This window comes from Macrococcus sp. 19Msa1099, from assembly GCA_019357535.2.
In the GTDB taxonomy this organism is placed as follows: Bacteria; Bacillota; Bacilli; order Staphylococcales; family Staphylococcaceae; genus Macrococcoides; species Macrococcoides psychrotolerans.
In genome coordinates this window covers 1,613,372-1,637,700 of sequence record CP079955.1, presented here as the reverse complement: position 1 = coordinate 1,637,700, position 24,329 = coordinate 1,613,372, and the positions used below count along the sequence as shown (strand labels likewise).

Annotated in this window: 24 protein-coding genes and 10 tRNA genes; 26 read left to right on the top strand and 8 right to left on the bottom strand. The window is 38.1% G+C overall.

Annotated features, from left to right (window positions below; all coding sequences use genetic code 11):
• Nucleotides 1-97 precede the first annotated feature (97 nt).
• Genes KYI10_08615 through yhaM form a run of 3 tightly spaced genes read left to right on the top strand, consistent with a single transcriptional unit; the run spans nucleotide 98 to nucleotide 5,138 of the window.
• On the top strand, nucleotides 98-1,285 hold the full coding sequence (locus KYI10_08615) for a DNA repair exonuclease (protein QYA32430.2): 1,188 nt from the start codon (nucleotides 98-100) through the stop codon (nucleotides 1,283-1,285).
• Entirely contained in the window at nucleotides 1,275-4,196 is a 2,922-nt protein-coding gene (locus KYI10_08610; GenBank protein QYA32429.1) for an AAA family ATPase, read from the top strand. Before KYI10_08615 ends, KYI10_08610 begins: the two co-directional genes overlap by 11 nt.
• Complete coding sequence (gene yhaM / locus KYI10_08605) at nucleotides 4,197-5,138, top strand: 3'-5' exoribonuclease YhaM (GenBank protein ID QYA32428.1); 942 nt, start codon at nucleotides 4,197-4,199, stop codon at nucleotides 5,136-5,138.
• Between the two features lie 33 nt (nucleotides 5,139-5,171).
• Here the strand turns inward: yhaM and KYI10_08600 are convergent, their stop codons facing one another.
• The 5 genes from KYI10_08600 to KYI10_08580 form a co-directional block, all read right to left on the bottom strand.
• Nucleotides 5,172-6,083 carry a peptidylprolyl isomerase gene (locus KYI10_08600; GenBank protein QYA32427.1) on the bottom strand — a complete coding sequence of 304 codons (912 nt, stop codon included), beginning with the start codon at nucleotides 6,081-6,083 and terminating at the stop codon, nucleotides 5,172-5,174.
• An 81-nt stretch (nucleotides 6,084-6,164) separates the two neighbouring features.
• A complete protein-coding gene (locus KYI10_08595; protein QYA32426.1) occupies nucleotides 6,165-6,740 on the bottom strand; it encodes a DUF3267 domain-containing protein in 576 nt (191 codons plus the stop codon).
• A 34-nt stretch (nucleotides 6,741-6,774) separates the two neighbouring features.
• A complete protein-coding gene (locus KYI10_08590) occupies nucleotides 6,775-7,326 on the bottom strand; it encodes an HTH-type transcriptional regulator Hpr (protein ID QYA32425.2) in 552 nt (183 codons plus the stop codon).
• Between the two features lie 173 nt (nucleotides 7,327-7,499).
• Nucleotides 7,500-7,856, bottom strand: coding sequence for a YtxH domain-containing protein (locus KYI10_08585; GenBank protein ID QYA32424.1), 357 nt, complete (start codon nucleotides 7,854-7,856; stop codon nucleotides 7,500-7,502).
• A 61-nt stretch (nucleotides 7,857-7,917) separates the two neighbouring features.
• A complete protein-coding gene (locus KYI10_08580; GenBank protein ID QYA32423.1) occupies nucleotides 7,918-8,334 on the bottom strand; it encodes an HIT family protein in 417 nt (138 codons plus the stop codon).
• 132 nt (nucleotides 8,335-8,466) lie between these two features.
• Between KYI10_08580 and KYI10_08575 the strand changes: the two genes are divergently transcribed.
• Complete coding sequence (locus KYI10_08575; protein QYA32422.2) at nucleotides 8,467-9,201, top strand: ABC transporter ATP-binding protein; 735 nt, start codon at nucleotides 8,467-8,469, stop codon at nucleotides 9,199-9,201.
• The gene (locus KYI10_08570) at nucleotides 9,194-10,405 is read left to right on the top strand and encodes an ABC transporter permease (protein QYA32421.1); all 1,212 of its coding nucleotides are present in this window, start codon (nucleotides 9,194-9,196) and stop codon (nucleotides 10,403-10,405) included. The genes KYI10_08575 and KYI10_08570 overlap by 8 nt, the downstream gene beginning before the upstream one ends.
• A gap of 59 nt (nucleotides 10,406-10,464) precedes the next feature.
• Here KYI10_08570 and KYI10_08565 read toward each other — a convergent pair whose 3' ends face one another.
• Complete coding sequence (locus tag KYI10_08565; GenBank protein QYA32420.1) at nucleotides 10,465-10,959, bottom strand: hypothetical protein; 495 nt, start codon at nucleotides 10,957-10,959, stop codon at nucleotides 10,465-10,467.
• A gap of 134 nt (nucleotides 10,960-11,093) precedes the next feature.
• Here KYI10_08565 and hemE point away from each other — a divergent pair, with 134 nt between their 5' ends.
• Genes hemE through KYI10_08545 form a run of 4 tightly spaced genes read left to right on the top strand, consistent with a single transcriptional unit; the run spans nucleotide 11,094 to nucleotide 15,462 of the window.
• Nucleotides 11,094-12,140, top strand: a complete 1,047-nt coding sequence (hemE, locus tag KYI10_08560) for a uroporphyrinogen decarboxylase (protein QYA32419.1) — start codon at nucleotides 11,094-11,096, stop codon at nucleotides 12,138-12,140.
• 14 nt (nucleotides 12,141-12,154) lie between these two features.
• Complete coding sequence (gene hemH / locus KYI10_08555; protein QYA32418.1) at nucleotides 12,155-13,075, top strand: ferrochelatase; 921 nt, start codon at nucleotides 12,155-12,157, stop codon at nucleotides 13,073-13,075.
• 14 nt (nucleotides 13,076-13,089) lie between these two features.
• Entirely contained in the window at nucleotides 13,090-14,460 is a 1,371-nt protein-coding gene (gene hemY, locus KYI10_08550) for a protoporphyrinogen oxidase (GenBank protein QYA33946.1), read from the top strand.
• A gap of 12 nt (nucleotides 14,461-14,472) precedes the next feature.
• Complete coding sequence (locus KYI10_08545) at nucleotides 14,473-15,462, top strand: lipoate--protein ligase (GenBank protein QYA32417.1); 990 nt, start codon at nucleotides 14,473-14,475, stop codon at nucleotides 15,460-15,462.
• 64 nt (nucleotides 15,463-15,526) lie between these two features.
• Here the strand turns inward: KYI10_08545 and KYI10_08540 are convergent, their stop codons facing one another.
• The gene (locus KYI10_08540; protein QYA32416.1) at nucleotides 15,527-15,733 is read right to left on the bottom strand and encodes an IDEAL domain-containing protein; all 207 of its coding nucleotides are present in this window, start codon (nucleotides 15,731-15,733) and stop codon (nucleotides 15,527-15,529) included.
• Between the two features lie 259 nt (nucleotides 15,734-15,992).
• On the opposite strand from KYI10_08540, the gene KYI10_08535 reads away from it, so the two are divergent.
• The 13 genes from KYI10_08535 to KYI10_08475 all read left to right on the top strand — a co-directional run bounded on the left by KYI10_08535 (nucleotide 15,993) and on the right by KYI10_08475 (nucleotide 18,548).
• Nucleotides 15,993-16,538 carry a competence protein ComK gene (locus tag KYI10_08535; protein QYA32415.1) on the top strand — a complete coding sequence of 182 codons (546 nt, stop codon included), beginning with the start codon at nucleotides 15,993-15,995 and terminating at the stop codon, nucleotides 16,536-16,538.
• A gap of 85 nt (nucleotides 16,539-16,623) precedes the next feature.
• Nucleotides 16,624-16,698: transfer RNA gene (locus tag KYI10_08530), tRNA-Asn, on the top strand.
• 1 nt (nucleotide 16,699) lies between these two features.
• A tRNA-Ser gene (locus KYI10_08525) sits at nucleotides 16,700-16,787 on the top strand.
• A gap of 210 nt (nucleotides 16,788-16,997) precedes the next feature.
• Nucleotides 16,998-17,071, top strand: a tRNA-Met gene (locus KYI10_08520).
• 8 nt (nucleotides 17,072-17,079) lie between these two features.
• A tRNA-Asp gene (locus KYI10_08515) sits at nucleotides 17,080-17,155 on the top strand.
• Between the two features lie 5 nt (nucleotides 17,156-17,160).
• Nucleotides 17,161-17,233: transfer RNA gene (locus KYI10_08510), tRNA-Phe, on the top strand.
• 22 nt (nucleotides 17,234-17,255) lie between these two features.
• Nucleotides 17,256-17,331 (top strand) — tRNA-His (locus KYI10_08505).
• 7 nt (nucleotides 17,332-17,338) lie between these two features.
• A tRNA-Gly gene (locus KYI10_08500) sits at nucleotides 17,339-17,412 on the top strand.
• A gap of 4 nt (nucleotides 17,413-17,416) precedes the next feature.
• A tRNA-Asn gene (locus tag KYI10_08495) sits at nucleotides 17,417-17,491 on the top strand.
• A gap of 3 nt (nucleotides 17,492-17,494) precedes the next feature.
• Nucleotides 17,495-17,566: transfer RNA gene (locus tag KYI10_08490), tRNA-Glu, on the top strand.
• Nucleotides 17,567-17,606: 40 nt separating this feature from the next.
• A tRNA-Ser gene (locus KYI10_08485) sits at nucleotides 17,607-17,695 on the top strand.
• A gap of 114 nt (nucleotides 17,696-17,809) precedes the next feature.
• Nucleotides 17,810-18,283 (top strand): PH domain-containing protein, encoded by a 474-nt coding sequence (locus KYI10_08480; protein ID QYA32414.1) that lies wholly within the window; start codon nucleotides 17,810-17,812, stop codon nucleotides 18,281-18,283.
• A gap of 1 nt (nucleotide 18,284) precedes the next feature.
• A complete protein-coding gene (locus KYI10_08475) occupies nucleotides 18,285-18,548 on the top strand; it encodes a hypothetical protein (protein ID QYA32413.1) in 264 nt (87 codons plus the stop codon).
• A gap of 68 nt (nucleotides 18,549-18,616) precedes the next feature.
• Here KYI10_08475 and KYI10_08470 read toward each other — a convergent pair whose 3' ends face one another.
• Nucleotides 18,617-19,537, bottom strand: coding sequence for a 1,4-dihydroxy-2-naphthoate polyprenyltransferase (locus tag KYI10_08470; protein ID QYA32412.1), 921 nt, complete (start codon nucleotides 19,535-19,537; stop codon nucleotides 18,617-18,619).
• Between the two features lie 143 nt (nucleotides 19,538-19,680).
• Between KYI10_08470 and KYI10_08465 the strand changes: the two genes are divergently transcribed.
• From KYI10_08465 to menB, 4 genes are read left to right on the top strand one after another with little or no spacing between them, the layout of a single operon-like run.
• On the top strand, nucleotides 19,681-20,955 hold the full coding sequence (locus KYI10_08465; GenBank protein ID QYA32411.1) for an isochorismate synthase: 1,275 nt from the start codon (nucleotides 19,681-19,683) through the stop codon (nucleotides 20,953-20,955).
• Nucleotides 20,948-22,600 (top strand): 2-succinyl-5-enolpyruvyl-6-hydroxy-3-cyclohexene-1-carboxylic-acid synthase, encoded by a 1,653-nt coding sequence (menD, locus tag KYI10_08460; protein QYA33945.2) that lies wholly within the window; start codon nucleotides 20,948-20,950, stop codon nucleotides 22,598-22,600. Before KYI10_08465 ends, menD begins: the two co-directional genes overlap by 8 nt.
• Entirely contained in the window at nucleotides 22,587-23,375 is a 789-nt protein-coding gene (gene menH / locus KYI10_08455) for a 2-succinyl-6-hydroxy-2,4-cyclohexadiene-1-carboxylate synthase (protein QYA32410.1), read from the top strand. The genes menD and menH overlap by 14 nt, the downstream gene beginning before the upstream one ends.
• The gene (menB, locus tag KYI10_08450; GenBank protein QYA33944.1) at nucleotides 23,365-24,186 is read left to right on the top strand and encodes a 1,4-dihydroxy-2-naphthoyl-CoA synthase; all 822 of its coding nucleotides are present in this window, start codon (nucleotides 23,365-23,367) and stop codon (nucleotides 24,184-24,186) included. The genes menH and menB overlap by 11 nt, the downstream gene beginning before the upstream one ends.
• Nucleotides 24,187-24,329 lie beyond the last annotated feature (143 nt).

Below are 24,329 nucleotides of genomic sequence, written 5' to 3'. Positions count from 1 at the left end.
TTATGAATAAAGATTATAAATATAGATGATTTTGTAGTTTCATTACATATATATACGATTTTGTTGTAAAATTAGAGTATCAATTAAAGTGAGGGTTATGATGATCAAATTTATACATTGCTCAGACATACGATTAGATGAACCGTTTCAGTTAGTTGGAGATGTTCCTGAATATATAATGAAGTCGATTCGTAATTCAAGCTTTCAAAGTTTAAAACGCGTTGTCGATGATGCGATTGAAAAACAAGTGGACTTTATTATTATAAGTGGAAATTTATTTTCAAGTAAAAATCGCAACATTAAGGCAGATGACTACGTAGTAAAGCAATTCGCACGATTAAAGGAAGAGAATATTTACGTTTATTATATACACGGTATAGAGGACAATATGTCCGTACAATCATTTTATAAGTTTCCTGATAATGTAATTGTTTTCTCTGATGAAGTTCAGACTTATGAACTTGTTACGAAAAACAAATCAAGTGTGTTCTTTCATGGGTTCAGTTATAAAGAACATTCTCACTATGAGTACAAGCTTGATCAGTATCCCGTAAATGAAGTTAATCAGACCATTCATATTGGCATACTGAATGGTTTACATCATAAGTTAAAAGGGGAAGACACACATACAGAATTCCATATCGAGGAATTAAACCGTAAATTATATCATTACTGGGCACTTGGCGGTTTTAATAGGCATATGACCTTAAACGAACTGCCACATATGCATTACCCCGGTACGCTTCAGGCTACAAACTTTATGGAAGGCGGAGATAGTGGATATATGTATGTTGAAGGGGACAGCAGTCAGCTGAATGCGACCTTTGTGCCAGTAAATATGATTACATTCCACGAGACAGTATTAAACTTAAAGAGTATTGAGCGTCACGCAATCTATCAGGATATCGAAGCATTTAAACAATCCGTGCGCCCAAACGGTAGACAACTTTATCGATTAACACTACAAAATGATGGTGAGACTTTAATAGATCAGCAAATGTTATCGCAAATAAAGGACCAGATCCAAATTGGCGAAATGGCAGAAGAACAGTTTGTATGGATCGATGATATTTACACAAATGAAAAGTACGCACCGCATACATTAAAAGATGAGTTCAGTGATGTCCTTCATGATTTGTCTTATTTAACAACATCGAAAGAACCTGTACAACAATCCTATATCCAGAAGTTTATCTCTTTTGATGAGGTTAATACAGAGCGGTTGATAGATTATGGAGAAGCGCATCTCAAAATGTTGATGAAAGGTGACCGCCATGAAGATTAAATCTTTAGAAATATACGGATATGGAAGATTGGAACATCGCAAGTTTCAGTTTAATCACGATTTCGTTCAGATATTTGGAGAAAATGAAGCAGGTAAATCTACAATGCAGGCGTTTATTCATGCGTTACTCTTCGGTTTTCCGAAAGATGGTGAGTACGAACCGCGTCTAGAACCGAGATTCGCACCACAATATGGCGGTAATATAGAACTCGAACATATAGATGGTACAACGATTATGATTGAACGTGTATTTGTTCATGGTAAAGAAAAAGTAAAAGTCATTCACGAGGGTGTAGAGAAATCGATTGAATGGCTCAACCAGTTGATGAATTATATGAAAAAAGATACATATAAATCAATATTTTCATTTGATGTACTCGGTTTGCAGGAAGTACATCGTAAACTGACACAAGAAAAGCTTGAAGCTTACTTACTTCAGGCAGGCTCATTCGGTTCGACGGAATTTACAGATTTACAAAGGACGATAAATGAGGAGCAGGTACGTTTATTTAATACAGATGAAGATACTGGTATCATTTTTGAGAAAGCAAGAGAATTGCAGCAGCTAGAAGCGGATATAAGAGCGCAGGATGATGTAAAAGCACATTATGCACAAATATATGATACGTATCAGAAGGATTCAAGAAGAGTTGAACATATTAAATTACAGATTAAAGAACTTGAAGAAGTTAAAGGACATAAAGAAAGAGAAATTAAATATCAGAGTCAAGCACAGGAATGGAAAGCATTAGAACTACAATTAAACATAGAGCCGCCGCAATTTCCTGAGCAAGGGATTAATCGATTTGAGGCGTTGAAGCATCAGGTCCAGAAATTAAGTAAAGATCTTGAACTACGTGAAGAGAAGTTAAGCCAGATAACATCAGAGATGGATAATATTCAACTATTGCCTGACCACTTAATTGAAGCCTCAAGAGACATTATCAAAAGAGAACATCCGATTAAACAGCTGCATGGTGATGTTCGAAGTGTAACACAGCAACGCGATGCACTGACGACTGAAATGAATACTTTAATGCAGGATATCGGATGGCAGAAGTTTGAAACCGTTGAACTGAATCAGAAAGTTCAATCTGATATCACTGAAGCACTCAACGAGCTTGAGAAACAAGAACTCGAACGTACACAAATTAACAGAGAGCTGCAATTTGTAACACTAAACGTAGATAGATTATCTGATGAATCTAAAGTATTGAATAAAGAAAAAGTGCATGACGAACGTTTTAATAAAGCACAGGAACTTCAAGAACAGCGCAAGGAACTTGAAAGTAAATCAAAGCTCTTTCATAAATTGAGTGAAGAAGCAACTGCTTATGAAGCGCGTGAGCTCAAGAAACATAAGCTGCAGCAGACAATCTATGCGATAACGGTAGTCATTAGTCTTGTAGCACTTGTCTATAGTTTTATGAATGCGCTATGGATTTCAGGTAGTATATTCTCATTCGTAAGCATCATTGTACTACTGATGCTTATTTTAAATAAGAAGCCGGATGTACGATTTAATGATGAATTAGCGGATGGAGTAAAACAATTAGAGGGTAATATTTATAAACTTGAACATGACTTTGATTTGTCGTTTGATTTGAATGAACAAAAGTTATTACGCCATAAATTATCAAATGTTATCACTCAGTTAAATCGTGAGCAATCTCAAAAAGAAGCTTTAAAGCAACATTTAGACATTTCACATAAAGAAATTGAAGCGACACACCAATTGCTCAAGCAATACAAAACAGCGCTTAAAATAGAGAGTAATTATCCGAATAACCGATTAGCTTCTGCATATCGTACGATACATAAATTAGTGCGCATCCATGATGAAATCTTAAAGTGTAATGCTAAAATCGAGGAAATGAAAGAGCGTCTTGCTACATTCGATCAGAGCATATTAACGCTTATTCCGAAATTACCTGTGAAAACAGAGGCATCATCGATATTCCATGATTTAAAGAATATGTTAACGACCGATGAGAAAGAGAAATTCCAGTACAGTAAAAATGCAAATCAACGAGATTTATTAAAGAAAGAAATCAAAATTATTAATGCATCGTTGCAGCAGAATATTGATGAGCAGCATGCTTTGTTTGAAGAAGCAGGGGTGGAGGATACTTCAAGTTATTATGCTAAAGAGGCTGAATATGCGAGTTATAACACAAACTTAGAGCGTTTTAATGTGTTAAGTGAACTGCTTAGAAATCAAGCATTCACGTACGAGGATAATACGCATCTTGCTGAAGTGCCAGAAGCCATACTGAATGAGCAGTTGATAGATATTAATGTACATATTAAATCGTTGGTTGATGAACGCAGTAATGTGCAGCAACAGTTAAGAGAACTAGAACATGCTATGCATCAAATATGTGACGATGATACGTTATCAAGACTGAAGTTTGAATATGAAATAAAGAAAAATCAATTTAACAAACTTGCGGAAACATATTTATCTGTAAATTATATCGATACTTTAATTCAGGCACATATTAAAGAGGTACGTGAAGAACGAATGCCATTCGTTATTGATGATGCGACAGAAATCTTTAACTATCTAACTGAAGGACGTTACACGAAGATTGTTTATGATGAACATCTGACAACTGTAGCTGCGGATGGACAAGTATATCATCCGACAGAATTGTCACAATCAACGAAAGAATTATTATATATTGCATTAAGACTGAGTTTAATTCATTCATTAAGAAGATATTACCCATTCCCGATCATTGTCGATGATGCGTTTGTTCACTTTGACAAAAACAGGCGTGAGCGTATACTTGAATATATGCTTAAACAACAGCATAATCAAATTATCTATTACACTTGCAACCGTTCTTCTACAATTAACAGTAAGCAGACAATTGTACTGGAACGCAATAAGAAGGAGGTTAAATAAGTGAGAACGATAGAAACATTAAAACCCGGATCTCAAGTGGATCATTACTTTTTAATTCATAAATCAATTCAAGGGGTAACAGGACAAGGTAAGCCATATTTAACACTTTATCTTAAAGATAAAAGTGGAGAAATCGAAGCAAAAGTATGGACGGTCTCTGAAGAAGATATAAAATTGTTACAACCTGAACAATTAATTCGTGTTAAAGGTGATGTGATTGATTACCGCGGTCGTAAACAGATGAAAGTAAATCAATTCAGACTTGTTACACCAGAAGACGGTGTGAAACTAGAAAATTTCTTAGAAAGTGCACCGGTGAATGAAGATGATATGATGGAGCAGCTGATGGATTATGTCATCGAAATCGAAAATGCAAATTTACAGCGTATTATTCGTCTGTTACTTAAGAAATATGCACATCAATTTATGGTATACCCTGCTGCCAGCAGCAACCATCATAACTTCGTCTCGGGATTATTATTCCATGTATTAACGATGTTGAAACAAGCGAAAGCATTATGTGATATTTATCCGACATTAAATCGAAGTCTGCTCTACGCAGGTATCATTGCACATGATATGGGGAAGGTTAAAGAATTATCCGGGCCTGTTGCAACAACGTATACAGTAGAAGGAAACTTACTCGGCCATATTTCGATTATGAGCGATGAAGTTGCGAGTATTGCACGTGAACATAATATTGAAGGGGAAGAAGTAATGTTACTGCGCCATATGATATTAAGTCATCATGGAAAGTATGAGTATGGATCACCGAAATTACCGATGTTAAAAGAAGCAGAGATGCTTCACTTTATTGATAATATTGATGCACGTATGCAGATGTTTGATAAGCATATGAAGAAAGTGGAGAAAGGACAATATACAGAGCGTATTTTTGCGTTAGAAAATCGTCAGTTTTATAAGCCGATTTCTCTGGACTAAAAAAAGAAATGAAGCAAAGGCTTCATTTCTTTTTTATTTTACTTTTAAGATTTGATCATCAACATACTTTTTGATGTCTTTATCTTTAAAGTCTACATCATATTCCTTGAATAATTTTTGTACTGCTTGTACGTATAGTTTCGGATTATCTTGTAACTTGTTCTGACGAATCGTCTGAGCGAGTTTGTCTTTTTCTTTAGCGATGTCTTTATCGTCTTCAGCCATAATGATGTGGTAACCAAATTCAGTTTTTACGATATCTGAAATTTCACCCGGCTTTAGTTTGAATAATGCCTTTTCGAATGCTTCAACAGTTTGACCTTTAACTACGTAGCCGAGCTCACCATTATTTTTCGCCGATTGTGTATCATCTGACTCTTTTTTAGCAATTTTCTTGAAATCATCTTTATTAGCTTTAACTTGTTTTAAGATATCTTCAGCTTTCGCTTTCGCTTCTTTGTCGCTTAATCCATCTTTATTAGACTCAGATTTCACTGCAACTAATATATGTGAAGCTTTCTTAGCGTTATCTTTAATATCTTTATCTGAAATTTTGATTGTGTCATTTAGAAACTGCTTCTGATATTCATCAGTAACGCGCTTTTTCTTATACTGTTCAACTGTCATTCCAGAACTTTGCTGCTGCAGAATTTGTTCGAATGTTTTCTCATCGCCATATTTCTTAATTTCTTTGTCTGTTTCTTTATTGATTTTATCTTCATCGATTTTCTTACCATATTTCTCTTTAAGAACGTCATTGAAAATTAATTGGAATGACGTTTTAGCGATTTGTTCATTACCGATCTCTTTCATGATGTCTGATTGTTTTATGTCACCAGCTTTAGATGAAACAAGTGTTTCTCCGCCACTATTTCCACATGCCGTTAATCCTAAGATTGATACAGAAAGTGCTGCTGGCATCATAATTTTCTTTAAGTTTGTCATAATACTACTCCTTTTAAGTGCACTGTTTAGTAAATGTTCTAACTAATGATAAATTCTAACATAAAATGATTTAGAATACATTTATCTTACATCTGAATGATAAAAGTCTGCTGGTAGATCGTGTTTGCTCAGGACTTCAAAGCCGTATTTACGTTCTTCAACATAGGAACACTGCGGAGTGTTGAACATATAACGTAAATATACAAAATCTATAAATGATAACCCGATATTCACCGCGAATATAAATAAGAAGTAATGGGCGAACATAGGGTGTGTAACTGCGCATATAAGTGTTGCCACTGTAATGATGACAACTGGGCAGACTAATGCAATTGCAAAATGTAGTTTATGAACCGGATGATTCACTCGTGTATTAATAAGTGGAAAGAATCTGGATTTCGTTGTTTTCTGTATGATTAATGATTTCGTATCATGTATAAATGGCAACATATGCAATAATTTATGAATAGGGTAGAGACAAATCAGACTGATCAAGAATAATAAAAAATTGTCATCTGAGAATTTTTTTCCGAATAAAGAGGAGAAAATTTCAAAGCTGACAATGTAAACGATAATTCCAAGTAATGCTGAAATGAGCATGATTCTCTGGATTCCGTATGTCGATCTGATATTAAAATTTTTGTTACATAAATACATGGCAATCTCCTTACTCGGTTAATTTACCTAGCAATTATGCATTATCTTTATTGTTTTCGTCAAGTAATATTTTTAATAGGTCGTCGTGACTCTTTTCAAGGTGCGTAATGAAGTCTGCTCCATAGATTTGTGCAACGATAAATTTCAGTTCAGTAAATGGCGGAAGATCAAACATTAATTCCTGGTAGTTGCTCGCAGCATCATAAATACGGTCATCAGACTCTTTGTATCCTTTGTATGTTTCATAGAGCACTTCTTTTCCTTTTTCAGTAAGTTCAAGATATGTATTACGTTTATCAAATTTACTCTTTGGCATCGTCAAATAGCCGCGCTTCTCTAGATTCTTTGCAAAGTTGAACACTGTAGATACGTGCATCACACCGTACTGGCTTACTTCTGAGATGGTTGCCTTCTCCAAGTTCCTTATAATGACTAGAATGTGATGTTCATTGATATTTAAATCGTATGGTTTAATCCAGTTCTGCCAGTCTTTTTCTACTGTTTTCCAAAGTGCTTTACTTAATTGAGACACTTTGTGCGTAAATAACATTTTATCGATAATTTCTTTTTCGCGTTCACGTTTCATGTCGGTTCCACCTTCCAGAATATTCATGCATTTTACATAATAATTATCATTTAACAATATACTAATAGTAATATAAAAAAAGTATGATGGTAACATCATACTCTAGTGATTAATAATATTATTTTAGCATAGTACAAAAACTTTATGAATATTTATTCTGAATTTTTAATATATTATTTTTCAGAGAGTTCCTGCGTAATTTCGTTCTTTCGATTGTTCAGGTTTTCTACATTATTCTTAATGTTATCGATATTCGGCGAGATATCTGCTTTGTAGTTGCTGATCATCGTTTTAATCTCATCAACCATGGTAGACATTGCCTCTTGAGAAGTATTTTTCGTGTTTAAGATTGAATCCTTCACTTCATTCGTTTCAGCCTTCAGTTGGTTGACTTGCGCTTTCGTATTATAAGCAGTGGATTTGAATCCTTGCTGAAGTTCTTTCCCTGACTTTGGTGCGTTCAGTATCGCAGTGGCACCTCCAGCAACGATGCCGACACCGAAACCAAGTACAATTCTAGATAATTTCATAATTATAGCCTCCTGTCTTTTTTATAGTATACCCATATTAATAAATATTATGTAGGGAAAGTTATTCGATTGCATCTTGAATATCGGTTTTTAATGATTCCATATCAAGTGCATCTGGATGCGTCTCCCAAACGTAACCGAAGCCATCTATATCATCTTTATAACGTGGGATGACATGGAAGTGCAGATGAAATACAGATTGATCTGCATAAGCTCTATTATTCTGGATGACATTGATTCCGTCTGGCTGGAATGCTTTATCGACGGCCTTGGCAACCTTCTGTACTGATGTGATGACATGCTGTAAGTCTGAAGGTGCAATTGACAGCATATCTGGTGCAGCATTTTTAGGTATAACAAGCGTGTGTCCTTTAGATACTTGCGAAATATCGAGGAATGCATACGTATATTCATCCTCGTAGACTTTGTATGATGGAATCTCACCTTTTAATATTTTACTGAATACTGTTTCTGACATTGTATGGCCTCCTATGCAATTTTCTCTATTATATAAGATTTTATTAAAATGTTCACAACATACGTTATAATTGTAGCAACAATCATACATTTGATACAATGATGAAAATAGTTTGTAGAATGGAGAATGAACGTGACAGTGAAAGTGACGAACTTGACAGGCGGCTATGGCAATCAGCCTGTCATACATGATATCGATTTTGAACTTCAAAATGGTGAGATCATCGGACTTATCGGACTTAACGGAGCGGGTAAGAGTACGACAATCAAACATATGCTTGGGTTACTGAGACCCATCTCAGGAACACTACAAATTGATGGTGTATCGTTAGCAGAACATCCTTATGAATATAGAAATAAGCTTTCTTATATTCCAGAATCTCCTGTCTTATACGAGGAACTGACATTAGCAGAGCATATAGATATGACTGCAATGGCTTATCATATCCCACTGGATGAAGCGATGGAACGCGCACGACCATTATTGAAAGTCTTTAGATTAGAAGATAAATTGAAAGCTTTTCCAGCACATTTCTCTAAAGGAATGAAGCAGAAAGTGATGATCATATGTGCATTTATCGTTCAGCCTGAACTATATATTATCGATGAGCCATTTCTCGGCCTCGATCCACTCGGTATTCAAACGATGCTGGAACTTATGGTTGAAGCACGTCAGAACAATCGGACTGTATTGATGAGTACACATATTCTTGCAACAGCTGAGAAATATTGTGACCGCTTCTTACTGATGCATCACGGCAGACTTATTGCTTATGGGACCCTTAATAATCTGCAAGGTCAGTTTGATATGCCGCATGCATCACTGGATGACATCTATATTCATGTGACAGGTGACGCACATGAATAAGGCACGCCAATTATTTTATGACAGGAAGGCAAGAAACGACAAAGAGGTCGCTTATTATAGTAAATTTATCTTTAATGGCCATTTTATTGTTTTCTTGACGATTGCATTTGGTGCATTGATGCTGCAATATTCTCAGCTGCTCAACAATCTTCCAGAGAATGTCAACTATAATCTGATCATCGCTGTAATACTTGCAGCGTTTACAGTTACCCCGCTCAGAACTTTTATGAAATCTGCAGATAGCATATTTCTGCTCAATTTCGAACGCGATATGGACCCTTACTTTAAACAGGCCATCATTAGGAGCGGTATATTACGCACACTATTATTTATCGTAATGGGTGGCCTATTAGCACCATTATATATGGAAAGAACAGCATCGGTGACAGGGTATGTATGCGCGATTGTTCTGGGGGTGTGGATGATCTATAGCGGACTTATTATGCGCCATTTGATGATGAAGCTAGGCATTATGAATGGCTATATCAGCTTCCTCATCTTTTTAATGGCGCTGTCTGGCATCTATACTGCACTGGAAGGATTACCGGTTACGATTATTTCTATTATTATGTTTACGTTAGGGTTAATCTATCTATTTAATAAGAATGCAGCACACCGTCTTCTCAACTTTGGACAGTATATAGATTATGAGCATCAGCTGTATCAAGCACAGAATAAGCTGATCAATATGTTTACAGATGTAAAAGGGATGAAGGATAAAGCAGTACGCAGACGATACTTTGATGCACTGCTTCCGAGAAAGTCTCACTATACAGAAGAGCATATGTTTGAATATTTATTCGTCAGAAATTTTGTGAGAAGTAATGATAGTATGTGGATTGTAGTGCGTCTGATTGTTGTCGGCTGCGTTCTTATGTGGCTCGTGCACCAATATATAGTAGGGCTTATCATCGGTTTATTCTTTAGCTATGCGATTATTATGCAAGCTTCACAGTTCTATAAGATGCAGGCGTTCAGTCTGTGGCCGAAAGTATGGCCGACACCTGAAGCGCTCGTTCTTCAAGGATTTAGAAAGTTTATGCGTAAACTTTCGATTGTAACGACGACAGTGATTGCTGTTTGTTATATCCTTATCTATCCAGCACACTTTTATTTCGCTATCATCCTTTATGTGATGATGTTCTTTGCATTGAATAGTGTTTCAGCGAAGATTGAGAAGCGTATGAATCTCTTAAGGGACTGATATATCCATATAAAAACCATCCTCTCCAACGTTCTGGAAAGGATGGTTTTATTGATATTCTAGTCTTCAAGCGGAAACAGATGCTTCGTATAATAAATATTATTGATAAAGTCCGCAGACTGATATTGTTTTAATGCTTCTTCGCTTAAATATTTACGGAAGAAACTACTTTTCTTAAAGTCTGTCATATGTGCTTTTGAATCAAATTGCAGCACGTAAGCGTAAGTTTCACCACGTACGGGTTTAAGTAATCGCAAAGCATGATAGCCTTCATATCGGTATAAGTCTTCAAGAGGTAGTTCATGAGTATCGAATACGTCTTGTCTTGCGTTACTGACAACAAAGTATATCATTAACATCGGCAGCTCAAGCAACACTGCATCTTGACGAATAACATCGAATGTCTGTGGTGCACTGAATAACGTTTCTTGATCTGTTTCTTCATATAAATACGTGTTATCTTCTTCAACAAAAGTAAAGATATCACGTGTTTTATTGTTATTAACAATTTGTTTAAGAAAATATTCTGTTCCATACGTAATATACGTTTTCATCACAATTCCTCCTTTATATACATTACCCGATTTTAAAGGATATATGTCAGTTTTATGACATTGTTTAATAATAGTTATTCTAATCTGTTTGTATGATAAAATCGAGTATATATTAATAGTAGGGGGAAATACGCTTGAATCAATTTAATGACACTATCTTAAGAACTGCACGTGGAGAGAAGACGGAGCATACACCGGTATGGTTTATGCGTCAGGCCGGGCGTAGTCAGCCGGAATACCGAAAGATTAAAGAGACGCATAGCTTATTTGAAATTACGCACGATCCGGAGCTGTGTGCTTATGTAACAAAACTTCCGGTTGATCAATATAATACAGATGCTGCAATTTTATATAAGGATATAATGAGTCCGCTTGGTGCTATTGGTGTGGATGTTGAAATCAAATCGGGTATCGGTCCTGTTATCGATAACCCAATCCGTTCAAAGAAGGATGTAGAAAAGTTAGGTGAAATACATCCAGAACAGGATGTGCCTTACATTCTTGATACGATTAAATTATTAACGACTGAACAGCTAAATGTTCCTTTGATCGGTTTTACAGGCGCACCGTTTACATTAGCGAGCTATATGATTGAAGGTGGCCCTTCTAAAAACTATAATAAGACGAAGGCAATGATGTATGAAGCACCTGAAGCATGGCATTTACTGATGGAGAAACTCGCAGATATGTGTATTACATATACACATGCACAAATTGATGCAGGATGTAAGATGATCCAAGTATTTGATTCATGGGTAGGTGCATTAAATCGCGCGGATTATCATACATTTATTGCACCACATATGGAACGCATATTTAAAGAAATTAAAGCGAAAGGTGTACCGGGCACAACGTTCGGAGTTGGTGCAAGTCACTTAATCCAAGAGTGGAACGCATTACCTGTAGATGTATTAGGGCTCGACTGGAGATTACAGATTGAAGAGGCACGTCAATTAGGTATTACAAAGACACTTCAAGGTAACTTAGATCCCGCGATCCTTATGGCGCCATGGGAAGTAATTGAGTCTCATCTTAAGCGTATTCTAGATCAAGGACTACAATCAGATAGCTACATCTTTAACTTAGGTCACGGCGTATTTCCAGAAGTACAACCAGATACGTTAAGACGTGTAAGTGCGTTTGTACATGATTATTCACGCGCTTATAAATCAAAATCATAAAGGGGAATTGACTTATGACAAAAAAAGGGCTACTTGTAATGGCATATGGTACGCCATATACAGAAGAAGATATTGAACCATACTATACACATATACGACGCGGTAGAAAGCCTAGTGAAGAAGCGCTGCAGGATTTAAAAGATCGTTACAAAGCAATCGGTGGAATCTCTCCTCTTGCAGGAACGACTGAACGTCAGGCTGAAGCACTTGTGCAGGCTTTAAATGAAAGAACAGGTGAAAATTATCAACTGTATATCGGTTTAAAGCATATCGCACCATTTATCGAGGATGCAGTGAACCAAATGGCGAAAGACGGAATTACAGAAGCGGTAACGATAGTACTTGCACCACATTATTCGAACTTTTCAGTCGGCAGCTACAATAAACGTGCACGTGAGATTGCAGAAACGAAAGATATTAAACTGTATCATGTAGACGCATTCTACAAACAGGAGAAGTTTATTCAGTACTGGACAGAACAAGTAAATCAGACGCTTTCACATATCCCTGAATCTGAGCAGGATGATACAGTACTTATCGTAAGTGCGCACAGTCTTCCAGAGAAGATTAAAGAGATGGGAGATCCTTACCCAGCTCAGCTAGAAGAAACGGCACAGCTGATTGAACAACAATCAGACATTAAACATGTAGAAACAGGCTGGCAGTCTGAAGGGAATACGCCTGATCCTTGGCTCGGTCCGGATGTTCAGGATTTAACCAGAGCAATCTATGAAGAGAAGCATTATCAGCATTTTATCTATACACCAGTGGGATTCGTATGTGAGCATCTGGAAGTGCTCTATGATAATGACTATGAATGTAAAGTCGTATGCGATGAACTCGGTGTCAAGTATCATAGGCCACATATGCCAGACACGCATCCATTATTTATCGGTGCGATGGTAGACGAAATAGTATCAGTAATTAATTCATAGAAAAGAGCTGTTATATTATGAAGAAGTGTGCAATTATCGGAGCGGGTATCACTGGACTGTCAGCTGCATATTATCTTGGACAGGAATCACCCGATTTTGAGATTGATATTATTGAAGCAAGTGATGTTCCAGGCGGTAAGATTAAAACATATCGCAAAGATGGTTATACGATTGAATTAGGACCAGAATCTTATTTAGGTCGAAAGAAAATCATGACAGAACTTGCCGCAGATATTGGAATGAAAGATGATCTTGTTGTCAACAATACAGGCCAGTCTTATATATATGCAAAGAATAAGCTCCATCCGATACCAGGAGGTGCTATTCTCGGCATCCCTACTGAACTGCGCCCTTTTATTACAACAAGATTGATTTCACCAATTGGGAAAGTTCGAGCAGCAATGGATTATATCATCAAACCGAAACCGATGAATCCGGATGTTTCAGTCGGAGCATTCTTTAGACGTCGTCTCGGCAATGAAACACTTGAGAATCTTATTGAACCCCTGATGTCCGGTATATACGGAGCGGATATTGATAAACTGAGCTTGAAGTCAACATTTCCGGACTTCAAGAAGACAGAAGAACGTCATGGCAGTTTAATAAAAGGGATGCGCCGTAATCGTAGAGAGACGAAATCAGCACCAAAACAAGGGCAGTTTCGTCAGTTCAAAAACGGCTTGCAAAGTTTTATAGAGCGTCTTGCTGAAGTGCTTGTCGACAAAGGGGTTACAATTAAATATAACCACAAAGTTGAAGCGATTAATAAGACTTCACAAGGCTATGAGATCACAATGAATGGTGAAACTCATTTTTATGACAGTGTTATTGTAACTGTACCACATACAGTGTTTAAAAACTGGTTTAAGGATGGACCGCTAGATTATTTCCAGACGATGAAAACGACAAGCGTAGCAACAGTCGTAATGGCCTTCGATGAATCACAGGTAAATAATAAGGAGAACGGCACTGGATTTGTTATCGCACGTAATTCAGATACAGTTATTACTGCATGTACTTGGACAGATAAGAAATGGTCTCATGCAGCACCTAAAGGTAAGACGTTACTGCGCGCCTATGTAGGGAGACCGGGAGACACTGTCGTTCAAGATCATGATGACGCAGCTATTGTTAAGCTTGCCCGTCAAGATCTAGACAAGATGATGGAAATTACTGGAGAACCAGAGTTCTCTATCGTTACGAGACTCTATAACAGTATGCCGCAATACGAAGTAGGACATATCGATAAGATCCATGCGATTCAGCACTACGTATCGACACATTATCCTGATTTAGTGATTACGGGTGCATCATTTGAAGCAGTTGGATTACCTGACTGTATCTCACAGGCACAAAAAGCGGCATTAAAGATTGCACATCGTTAAGAGGAGGGCAATATGAAATTCATTCATAACAACAATATAACAGACCCAACAATCAATCTTGCAATGGAAGAGTATGTATTAAAGCATCTGCCAAAAGATGACTCATATTTCTTATTCTATGTGAATGAACCTTCTATTATTATTGGTAAGAATCAGAATACATTTGCAGAGATTAATCAATCCTATGTCGATGAACACAACATTCATGTAGTACGCCGTATATCTGGCGGTGGTGCAGTGTATCATGACCTTGGTAATCTTAACTTTAGTTTCGTCACTAAAGCAGATGAAGATAGTTTCCATAACTTTAAGAAGTTTACGATACCAATCGTAGAAGCGTTAAACGGTCTAGGAATTGACGCTGAAATGAGTGGTCGTAATGACCTGCAAGTCGGTGAACGTAAAATATCCGGAAATGCAATGTTTCAGTCAGGAGATCGCATGTTCAGCCACGGAACGTTAATGCTGGATAGTGATATTGAAGAAGTTGTCAAGAGCTTGTCAGTTAACGAGAAGAAGCTGATTACAAAAGGTATTAAATCTATTCGTTCACGTGTGGCTAATATTCAGGAGTTTCTTGATGAACCAATGGATATGGAAACGTTTAAGAAGACGTTACTCCATTCAATATTCAAAGGTGAATCAGTAGAGCAATATTTTCTGACAGATGAAGACTGGAAGCAGATTGAAACACTCAGTAACGAAAAGTATCGTAACTTCGACTGGAATTATGGTAAGAATCCGAAATATAATTATGAAGTTAAACAGAAGTTTCCAGGCGGAATGCTGGAGCTTAAAATAGATGTAAGAAATGGTATTATGCAAGATGTTAAAATTTACGGAGATTTCTTCGGTGTCGGAGAGATTGCAGACGTAGAAGCGATGTTAAAAGGATTGCCGCACCAAAAGCAGGCTGTCGAAGCACAAATCGAGCAGATAGATTTTACTCATTATTTTGGCAGAGTGACAGCGGAAGAGTTTTTAAGTTTAATCGCAATATAATATAAGAGCGTATGTTCACATAATAACAGTGAATATACGCTCAATTTATTATTACGGTGTTCAATTATAGTTCCTCCAGCGCCTTTAGTTCATTTGTATAATTAAAGAAAGCTTCCTTGTCATCATGTATCAGCGCCTCATCAATCTTTACTTTCAGTTCTTTAATATGATGTGATTTCACTGCATCATCGATAATTAATTCAATGTAAAGTGAATTTAGATTTGATACGAATGTTTCCAGACCGCTTAGCTGTGCTTGATATTGGTTCATGTTAATGACCTCCTTAAGTGATTATAAATGAGTATAAAGTAGTAAAAACAAAATTGCAATATAATTCTGAAAATTTAAATTATTATATATAACACTATAGCCTGCTCGCAATAAATTTAAACGTTAACAATGATATATTTAAAAAAAATATAAGAAAAATAAAAAAATGTAAAGTTCTTTAAATTTTTTGACAATTTAACAAATGTTAAAAAAATTCACGTATAATAAAGCTAACATTCGTGAGATAAGGAGATTAATGATGGCGAAATATATTATTACAGAACGTACAATGTATATTAAAAGTCATTTTGAAAAGAAGAAGCATCTGTCGCTCGTCGGAGAATTTAATGAAACTCCATTTATCGTAGAAGAACGACCGCTCTCAATTATAGAGTCCTCATGTGTTTTCTACCATTCATCTTATAATAACCGTAAGCTTGCGACAAAGCTCATTGCCAATATTACGACGAAACCCCCTGTAGTTGTTGACCCCGTATGTAATGCCTATTTCTTCCCGACCCATAGCGATCGTTCTAAAGAACAAAGCTGGATTAACTTGCAATATGTCGATTATTATAAAGAAGGGGAGTTTCTAGATACAATCGTCTACTTTGATGATAAGTCGAATATCTCTGTACCAATCAGTAAGTATGTGTTTAATTCACAGTTCATCAATACCATTAAGCTGGAATACTCACTTAGGACAAAGCTTAAGAAACAAGATCGACTACATAAACTCAATATAGATGAACAAATGAACCCAAAACTCATCGAAATACTATCGATGTATTCATTACTGAGTTAATAGTGTAAAAGTAGCATAAAAAAATTTGCTAAAACTATTGACCAATTGCTTTGAATTGATATAATAGTATTTGTTGATTAATTAATCCACAGTAGCTCAGTGGTAGAGCTATCGGCTGTTAACCGATCGGTCGTAGGTTCGAGTCCTACCTGTGGAGCCATGGAGATGTACTCAAGTGGCTGAAGAGGCGCCCCTGCTAAGGGTGTAGGTCGGGTAACCGGCGCGAGAGTTCAAATCTCTCCATCTCCGTTATGAAGAACAAGGCGTTCGCCTTGTTCTTATTTTTATGTTTCGATGCATCTCACATTTAAAGATGCAGAAGAATATATTATTGTTTATAAAGATTTTATTATATTAATGCAAAATAAGAGGTTATTTACACTTTTTTAATATTGCATTCACAAAACTAAAGTGCTATATTATATAAGTACTCGTTTTTGAGACATTATTTATTATTATCGCGGGATGGAGCAGTCTGGTAGCTCGTCGGGCTCATAACCCGAAGGTCGGTGGTTCAAATCCGCCTCCCGCAATTATTAGTGGTCCCGTGGTGTAGCGGTTAACATGCCTGCCTGTCACGCAGGAGATCGCGGGTTCGATTCCCGTCGGGACCGCCATGTTTGGCTCAGTAGCTCAGTCGGTAGAGCAAAGGATTGAAAATCCTTGTGTCGGCGGTTCGATTCCGTCCTGAGCCATATTTTAATTTTATTATACAAGGCGATTGTGGCGAAGTGGTTAACGCATCGGATTGTGGTTCCGACATTCGTGGGTTCGATTCCCATCAGTCGCCCCATTGTTAAGCGGGTGTAGTTAAATGGTATAACCTCAGCCTTCCAAGCTGATGTTGTCGGTTCGATTCCGATCACCCGCTCCATTGATCCACAGTAGCTCAGTGGTAGAGCTATCGGCTGTTAACCGATCGGTCGTAGGTTCGAGTCCTACCTGTGGAGCCATAAGGCCCCTTGGTCAAGCGGTTAAGACACCGCCCTTTCACGGCGGTAACACGGGTTCGAATCCCGTAGGGGTCATATAATCAGAAGTGAAATATCGCTTCTGATTTTTTTATTAGGAAGGTTGTCCGAGCTGGCCGAAGGAGCACGCCTGGAAAGTGTGTAAACGCTAACCGCGTTTCAAGGGTTCGAATCCCTTACCTTCCGCTAACTGAGATTCTTTTTGCGAAAAGAGTCTCTTTTTTACTATAATTATTTAATGTGCAATACATTTAATGGATGTATAAATTATGAATAAACTAACGATAAAAGGTGGGCGTCATGCAAGATAAATTCTCAACACGAAAGGTTCTCGCGAATCTTACATATCCAGTACGATATAAAAGATTCTCTAAGATCTTTAAACGAATTAAAAAATCTGAACGTAGATTCTTTATAAAGTTGCTGAAAGTAATTTGTAAGGATATAAAGAATAAAGAAATGATCTATTTCGCTTCTTATAGTCAGATCAACTTAAATCAATCAGGATTAATTCTATTGCTTAATGACAGAATCGTGCTCATTCATAGTAAACCAAAATCAAAGCGTAAGTATTATGATATTATTCCATATCATAATGTCGAAGATGTAGATTTCGAGAAACAAGAAGATAGTTTTGGGAATTTATTCTTAAAGGTCAATCGTGAACATTTAAGTGATAAGTCTTATACGATTCGTATGATTAAGAACGATGACTTGCCTGAAATGACACAGTTTATTAGAATAAAAATATCAGAAACTAATTTTGGAGGATAATATGACAAATATCGATAAACTTGTATCATATGCAGAATTAAAATTAGGTCAAATTGGCATGGATTATAGAGAACATCATGGTGAAGAAGAAGCACATGAGATTGAGCCTTCTTCATACGAAGTGAGTGGAACAAACATTATTGTGCATTATCACTCAGATCAATATACAATCGATTTAAATCAAGCAGGTTTAAAAGATGCGGTAACAGAAAGCGATACACAAGAAGTTGTGGATCGTTTAAACGAATTCTTTGACCATGCGTAAAATGTTATTATAAGAAAGAGCGATGTTAGAAAAGAAATTTTCTAACATCGCTCTTTTTATTGATAATATTAAATTGCTGTCAGGCCGGCCAGGTAAAGACCAAGTGCAAACAGCAGACCAAATACTGTATTGAACTGTCCAGTTACTTTCATCGCTGGCATCAGTTCAATCGGTGTATTACCGTGTAAGAATCGACGTACTGCCTTAATCGGTAAGTTAAAGCTCAGAAGTACAAGTAACATAAATAGCGAACCGTATGGCTTCGTAAATACTAAGTAGAAGACTGCGAGAAAACTGACAAGGTAAAGTGCAGCCATCGTATAGATTGCAAGCGTCTTACCGACAAGAATAACGAATGTCTTTCTACCGCTTACTTTATCTTTCACGCGGTCACGAATGTTGTTTGCCATATTGATCATACCGATATTAATAGATACAGGGATGCTGGCGATTGCAGGATAGGCATGTAAGTGACCTGTCTGAATATAGAACGTAATCATAATGATGACATATCCCATAAAGAAGCCTGCGAAGATTTCTCCGAACGGTGTCCATGAAATTGGTACTGGTCCTCCTGTATAGAAGTAACCGACAGCCATACATAATATTCCGACAAACAGAATGAGCCATGATGAGTTTGCACAGATGTAGATACCGATGATTGCTGCAATAATATAGAATGCTACTGCGAGATTGTAGACCGATTTCGGAGACATTCCGTTACGTACAATCGCGCCTCCGATACCGACCGATGTATGATCATCTAAACCACGTTTATAATCAAAGTATTCATTGAACATATTTGTTGCTGCCTGAATTAAGAGACATGCGATGAGCATCAATATCAGCATATCCATGCGTATTTCTGTAAAATATCTGGCACAGGCCGTCCCCACTAATACAGGAACGAAGCTTGCAGTTAACGTGTGTGGACGCATAAGGTGATAGTACTTTTTTAGCCCGCTATGGGTTTGAAGATGTTCCGACATTTTATATACCTCATTTATTATGTGATGATTAAATTTTATGCATAAAATACGTTTCAGTCAATAAGTATATAAATTGTCATAAGTCTATAGAATAATGGTAAAATAGGAATTATATTATTTCGTTTAGAAAGAAGTGTTTTTTTGTGCCAGTAGATCTAACTTTGAAGGCGATATATCAATACCCTTATGAAGGTGTGACTCACGAAGCTGCAATCTTCCGTCACTTTGCCGAATATAAAGGGGAAAGATATCTATATATTAATAAAGAGAAATCATTAAAGATTATCGGTATCGGGGTTCAGTCATTGATTGCCCGCAGTACGATTGATCCAGTAGGTGTAGAAGCGGCGTTTCATAAACAAACCGCGGATGCGCAGCTTCACGGGGATTCCAAACTGCATTTGAAGCTGTTCGGAGGATTTTATTTCGATGAAGCAGAGAGTCCGCACTTCGATACGTTCTCTAAAAGCCATTTCGTAATCCCGAAGATACAGATTATCATAGAAGAAGCGGCGTCATGGATCATCTTTACGGACCCTGCACTTGACCGTGAGCGCATATGCAGTGATCTCATGTCGCTCCCTTCAGTGGATATTCAGCACAATGCGCTTGTTCACAGTGAAGATGTGGAATTAGACAAATTCCGATTGAATGCGATAGAGGCGATTCAAAAGATGCAGCAAAGTGCATTCGATAAAGTAGTGCTATCCCGTAAGCGACAACTGACGATGACGTCACCGATTGAAGTTGAGACGTTAATTGATGCAGCGTCACGTAATCACGAGCTGAGCTATACGATGGTGATGGAGTCAGGGAGTAAGACATTTATCTCTAAGACGCCAGAGCAGCTCGTCGCAGTTAAGGACGGTGTCATCTATACGAATGCAATCGCTGGAACGATGCCGAAGACAGTAAGTGATGCTAAAGATTTACTTCAGAGCGATGAGAAGAATCTTCATGAACATCGTATCGTCGTACAAAGTATTGAGCAGGACTTAGCGCCTTTTAGTCAGAATATTATCATGAAAGATTATCCTGAAATTCTCGAGAATCAATTTCTCTATCATCTTTATACTCCGATCAAAGCAAAGCTGAATAACGGCAGTACGCTACGTGTCACACGTGCACTGCATCCGACACCTGCGCTAGGCGGTTATCCGAAAATTGAGGCGATGGCATTTCTAGAAAAAGCAGGAGAGCACCGCGGTCTATATGGTGCACCAGTCGGCTATGTGGATGCTCAAGGTGACGGTGAGTTTATCGTTGCGATTCGTTCGATGGTTATTGAGGACAATCGTGCGATACTGTTTGCTGGATGTGGGATTGTTGAAGATAGTGAAGTTGAGAGTGAAGTGTATGAGACAGAGATTAAATTTAAACCGATGTTACAAATGTTAGGAGTGCCACATCATGAATGATGCATTGACGCAACAAGTATTTCATTTAGTTAAACGTATGCGTGATTACGGGATTGAAGAGGTTGTGATTTCACCGGGATCGCGTTCGACACCATTAGCCATCGCCTGTGAACTGCATGAGCAAATGACGACCTATATTCATCCGGATGAACGTAGTGCCGCTTTCTTTGCTCTTGGGCTGATTAAGGCAACAAATAAGCCTGTTGCGATATTATGCACTTCTGGTACTGCTGCAAGCAACTACGTACCGGCAGTTACAGAAGCGTTTATCAGTCATCTGCCGCTTGTTGTGCTGACGAGCGATCGTCCGCATGAACTGCGCAATGTCGGTGCACCACAAGCAATCAATCAAGTCGGAATGTTCCAGAACTTCATCATGTATGAACGTGACTTTCCAATCGCAGATGATACGACAGGCACTGTAAACTTCATCGAACACGTGATGCAGCAGGCAAGTGCACATTTCAAAGGGCCGATGCGTGGGCCTGTGCATTTTAATATACCTTTTAGAGAGCCACTGCTGCCAGACATAAAACAGAAGCATCTGCTCAGCTATATGCCTGTCCCAGAAGTGCTCTACCAAAAGTCCTTTAATGTACACCTCATGCGTCCAGTACTTTCGTTAGGTAATGGATTAATTATCGCAGGAGATGCACAGCAGGAAGATTTGACGCAGCTGCTTATCTTCTCGACGATACATCATATTCCGATAATTGCAGATCCGCTTAGTCAACTGCGTGATACACGACATCCGAACGTAATAACAACCGGTGATAGCGCGTTTAAAGCATTGGCCAATGTTCAGCCAGGCTACGTCATTCGTGTGGGGCACGCTGTCGTATCAAAGCCGATCAATCAGTGGCTGGCAGCGCTTGATGTCCCGCAAGTACTGGTGCAATCACGCACGACACCGGATACTTTCCCGAAAGTGCCGGATCTCTTTATTGAGATGACTGCTAATGATTTCTTCAGACAGCTGGCAGAGGAGCAGCCTGTTGATAACCGAGAATGGCTTAAATACTGGCAGACGCTGAATGACTTCATTACCAATCAGATTCATCAGCATACCCAGGTTGTGACGGACGAAGGTCGTGCCATCTATCATATCTTCAGTCAGATAGAAGACAATGAAGTGCTCTTTCTCGGCAACAGTATGCCGATACGTGACTGTGATACATTCTTTACCCAGTTTAACGGCAAACCCTTCTGTAATCGCGGTGCGAACGGTATTGATGGTGTTGTCAGTACGGCGATGGGGATGGCAGTTCACAAAAAGGTCACGCTCATTATCGGTGATATATCGTTCTACCATGATCTAAACGGCCTCATTATGAAGAAGCTTGAAGGCATCAATATTAATATCGTCGTGTTCAATAATAATGGTGGTGGCATCTTCAGCTACTTGCCACAAAAAGAGGACGGCACGTATTTCGAGCGATTGTTTGGTACACCGCTCGACATCGACTTTAAACATGCAGCGGCACTCTATGAATTTAACTACTATAAATATAATGTGTTCGATAACATTACACTGCCAAAAAGCGGGGCAAATATTATCGAAGTCATTACCGACCGAGAAGAGAACTTAAATGCACATAGACAGCTGCAGCATACCTTAAAGGAAAAGCTCAATGCTGAATTATAAACGCATTACGCATAACCACTCCGATGTCCTTGTCATGATTCATGGGTTTCTCGGTAATGTACATACCTTTGAACCTTACATTGACAAGCTTGAAGAACATGTTGATATCATACTGGTTGAATGTCCAGGGCATGGAGAAGGAAGTGACTTTAAAGCAACGTGGGACTTTCCATATATCAGTCAGGCGCTCATTGAAACTATCGCGCAGTTTCACTATAGCAACGTCTACTTATATGGTTACTCGATGGGTGGACGCATTGCACTGTATACAGCCATCCATTATAGAGACTATATTCATAAGCTCATATTAGAATCATCGACACCAGGACTGGAAACAACAGACGCACAAATAGCGCGCATTAAACAAGACTTACAGCAGTCAGCATCAATGATAACGGATTACGCAGCTTTCGTTAAACGCTGGGAACAGTTACCGCTGTTCAAGACATACCATCCATTATCACACGTTGCTGAAGTAAGACAGCGCAATACACGACTCAATCATGAACCATTAGCTGTCGCGAAAGCACTGATAGATTACGGAACAGGGAAGCAGCCAAATCTCTGGCCACATTTACCTGAGCTTAAACAACCCGTACTATTACTGACCGGTAGTCTTGACACGAAGTTCTGCACTATCGCAAAGCGCATGCATACAATGCTGCCAAACAGCACACATACAATAATTGACGCAGGTCATACAATTCATGTGGAGAATTCACAAATATTTGATACAATAATAGTATCGTTTATCAAGGAGGAAAATCATGACTAGAGTTTGGGAAACAATTAAAGAATATAACGAAATTAAATACGAATATTTCGAAGGAATCGGTAAGATTACAATTAACCGTCCTCATGTACGTAATGCATTTACACCGAACACAGTAATGGAAATGATCGATGCATTCTCACGTGCACGTGACGACCAAAGAATTGGTGCTATCATCTTAACAGGTGAAGGCGATATGGCATTCTGTTCAGGTGGAGACCAGAAAGTACGCGGACACGGCGGATACGTAGGAGACGACAACATTCCACGTCTAAACGTTTTAGATCTTCAACGTTTAATCCGAGTTATTCCTAAACCAGTTATTGCGATGGTACGTGGCTATGCAATTGGTGGTGGACACGTATTACACATCGTTTGTGACTTAACAATTGCAGCAGATAATGCACGCTTCGGACAAACTGGACCGAAAGTAGGATCATTTGATGCAGGATACGGTTCAGGTTACTTAGCACGTATTGTCGGACATAAGAAAGCACGTGAAATCTGGTACTTATGCCGTCAATATGATGCGCAAGAAGCACTAGATATGGGACTTGTGAATACAGTTGTACCATTAGCTGAAGTAGAAGATGAAACAGTGAAATGGTGTAAAGAAATCTTACAGCACTCACCAACAGCATTACGCTTCTTAAAAGCAGCGATGAACGCGGATACTGACGGATTAGCTGGACTTCAGCAGTTCGCAGGAGATGCGACATTACTTTACTACACAAGTGATGAAGCGAAAGAAGGCCGTGACGCATTCAAAGAAAAACGCGAGCCAAACTTCGATCAGTTCCCGAAATTCCCATAAAGAGAGGTTGGAACTAATGTGTTCTGACCCGAAGCAAAACCCGGATAATGCTAAGAAAATGCTTTTTGTTTTCTGCGTTATCCGGGTTTTGCCGCATGGGGCAACATTTGTTCCACCGTTTATTGGATTGCAAGTTTATATTT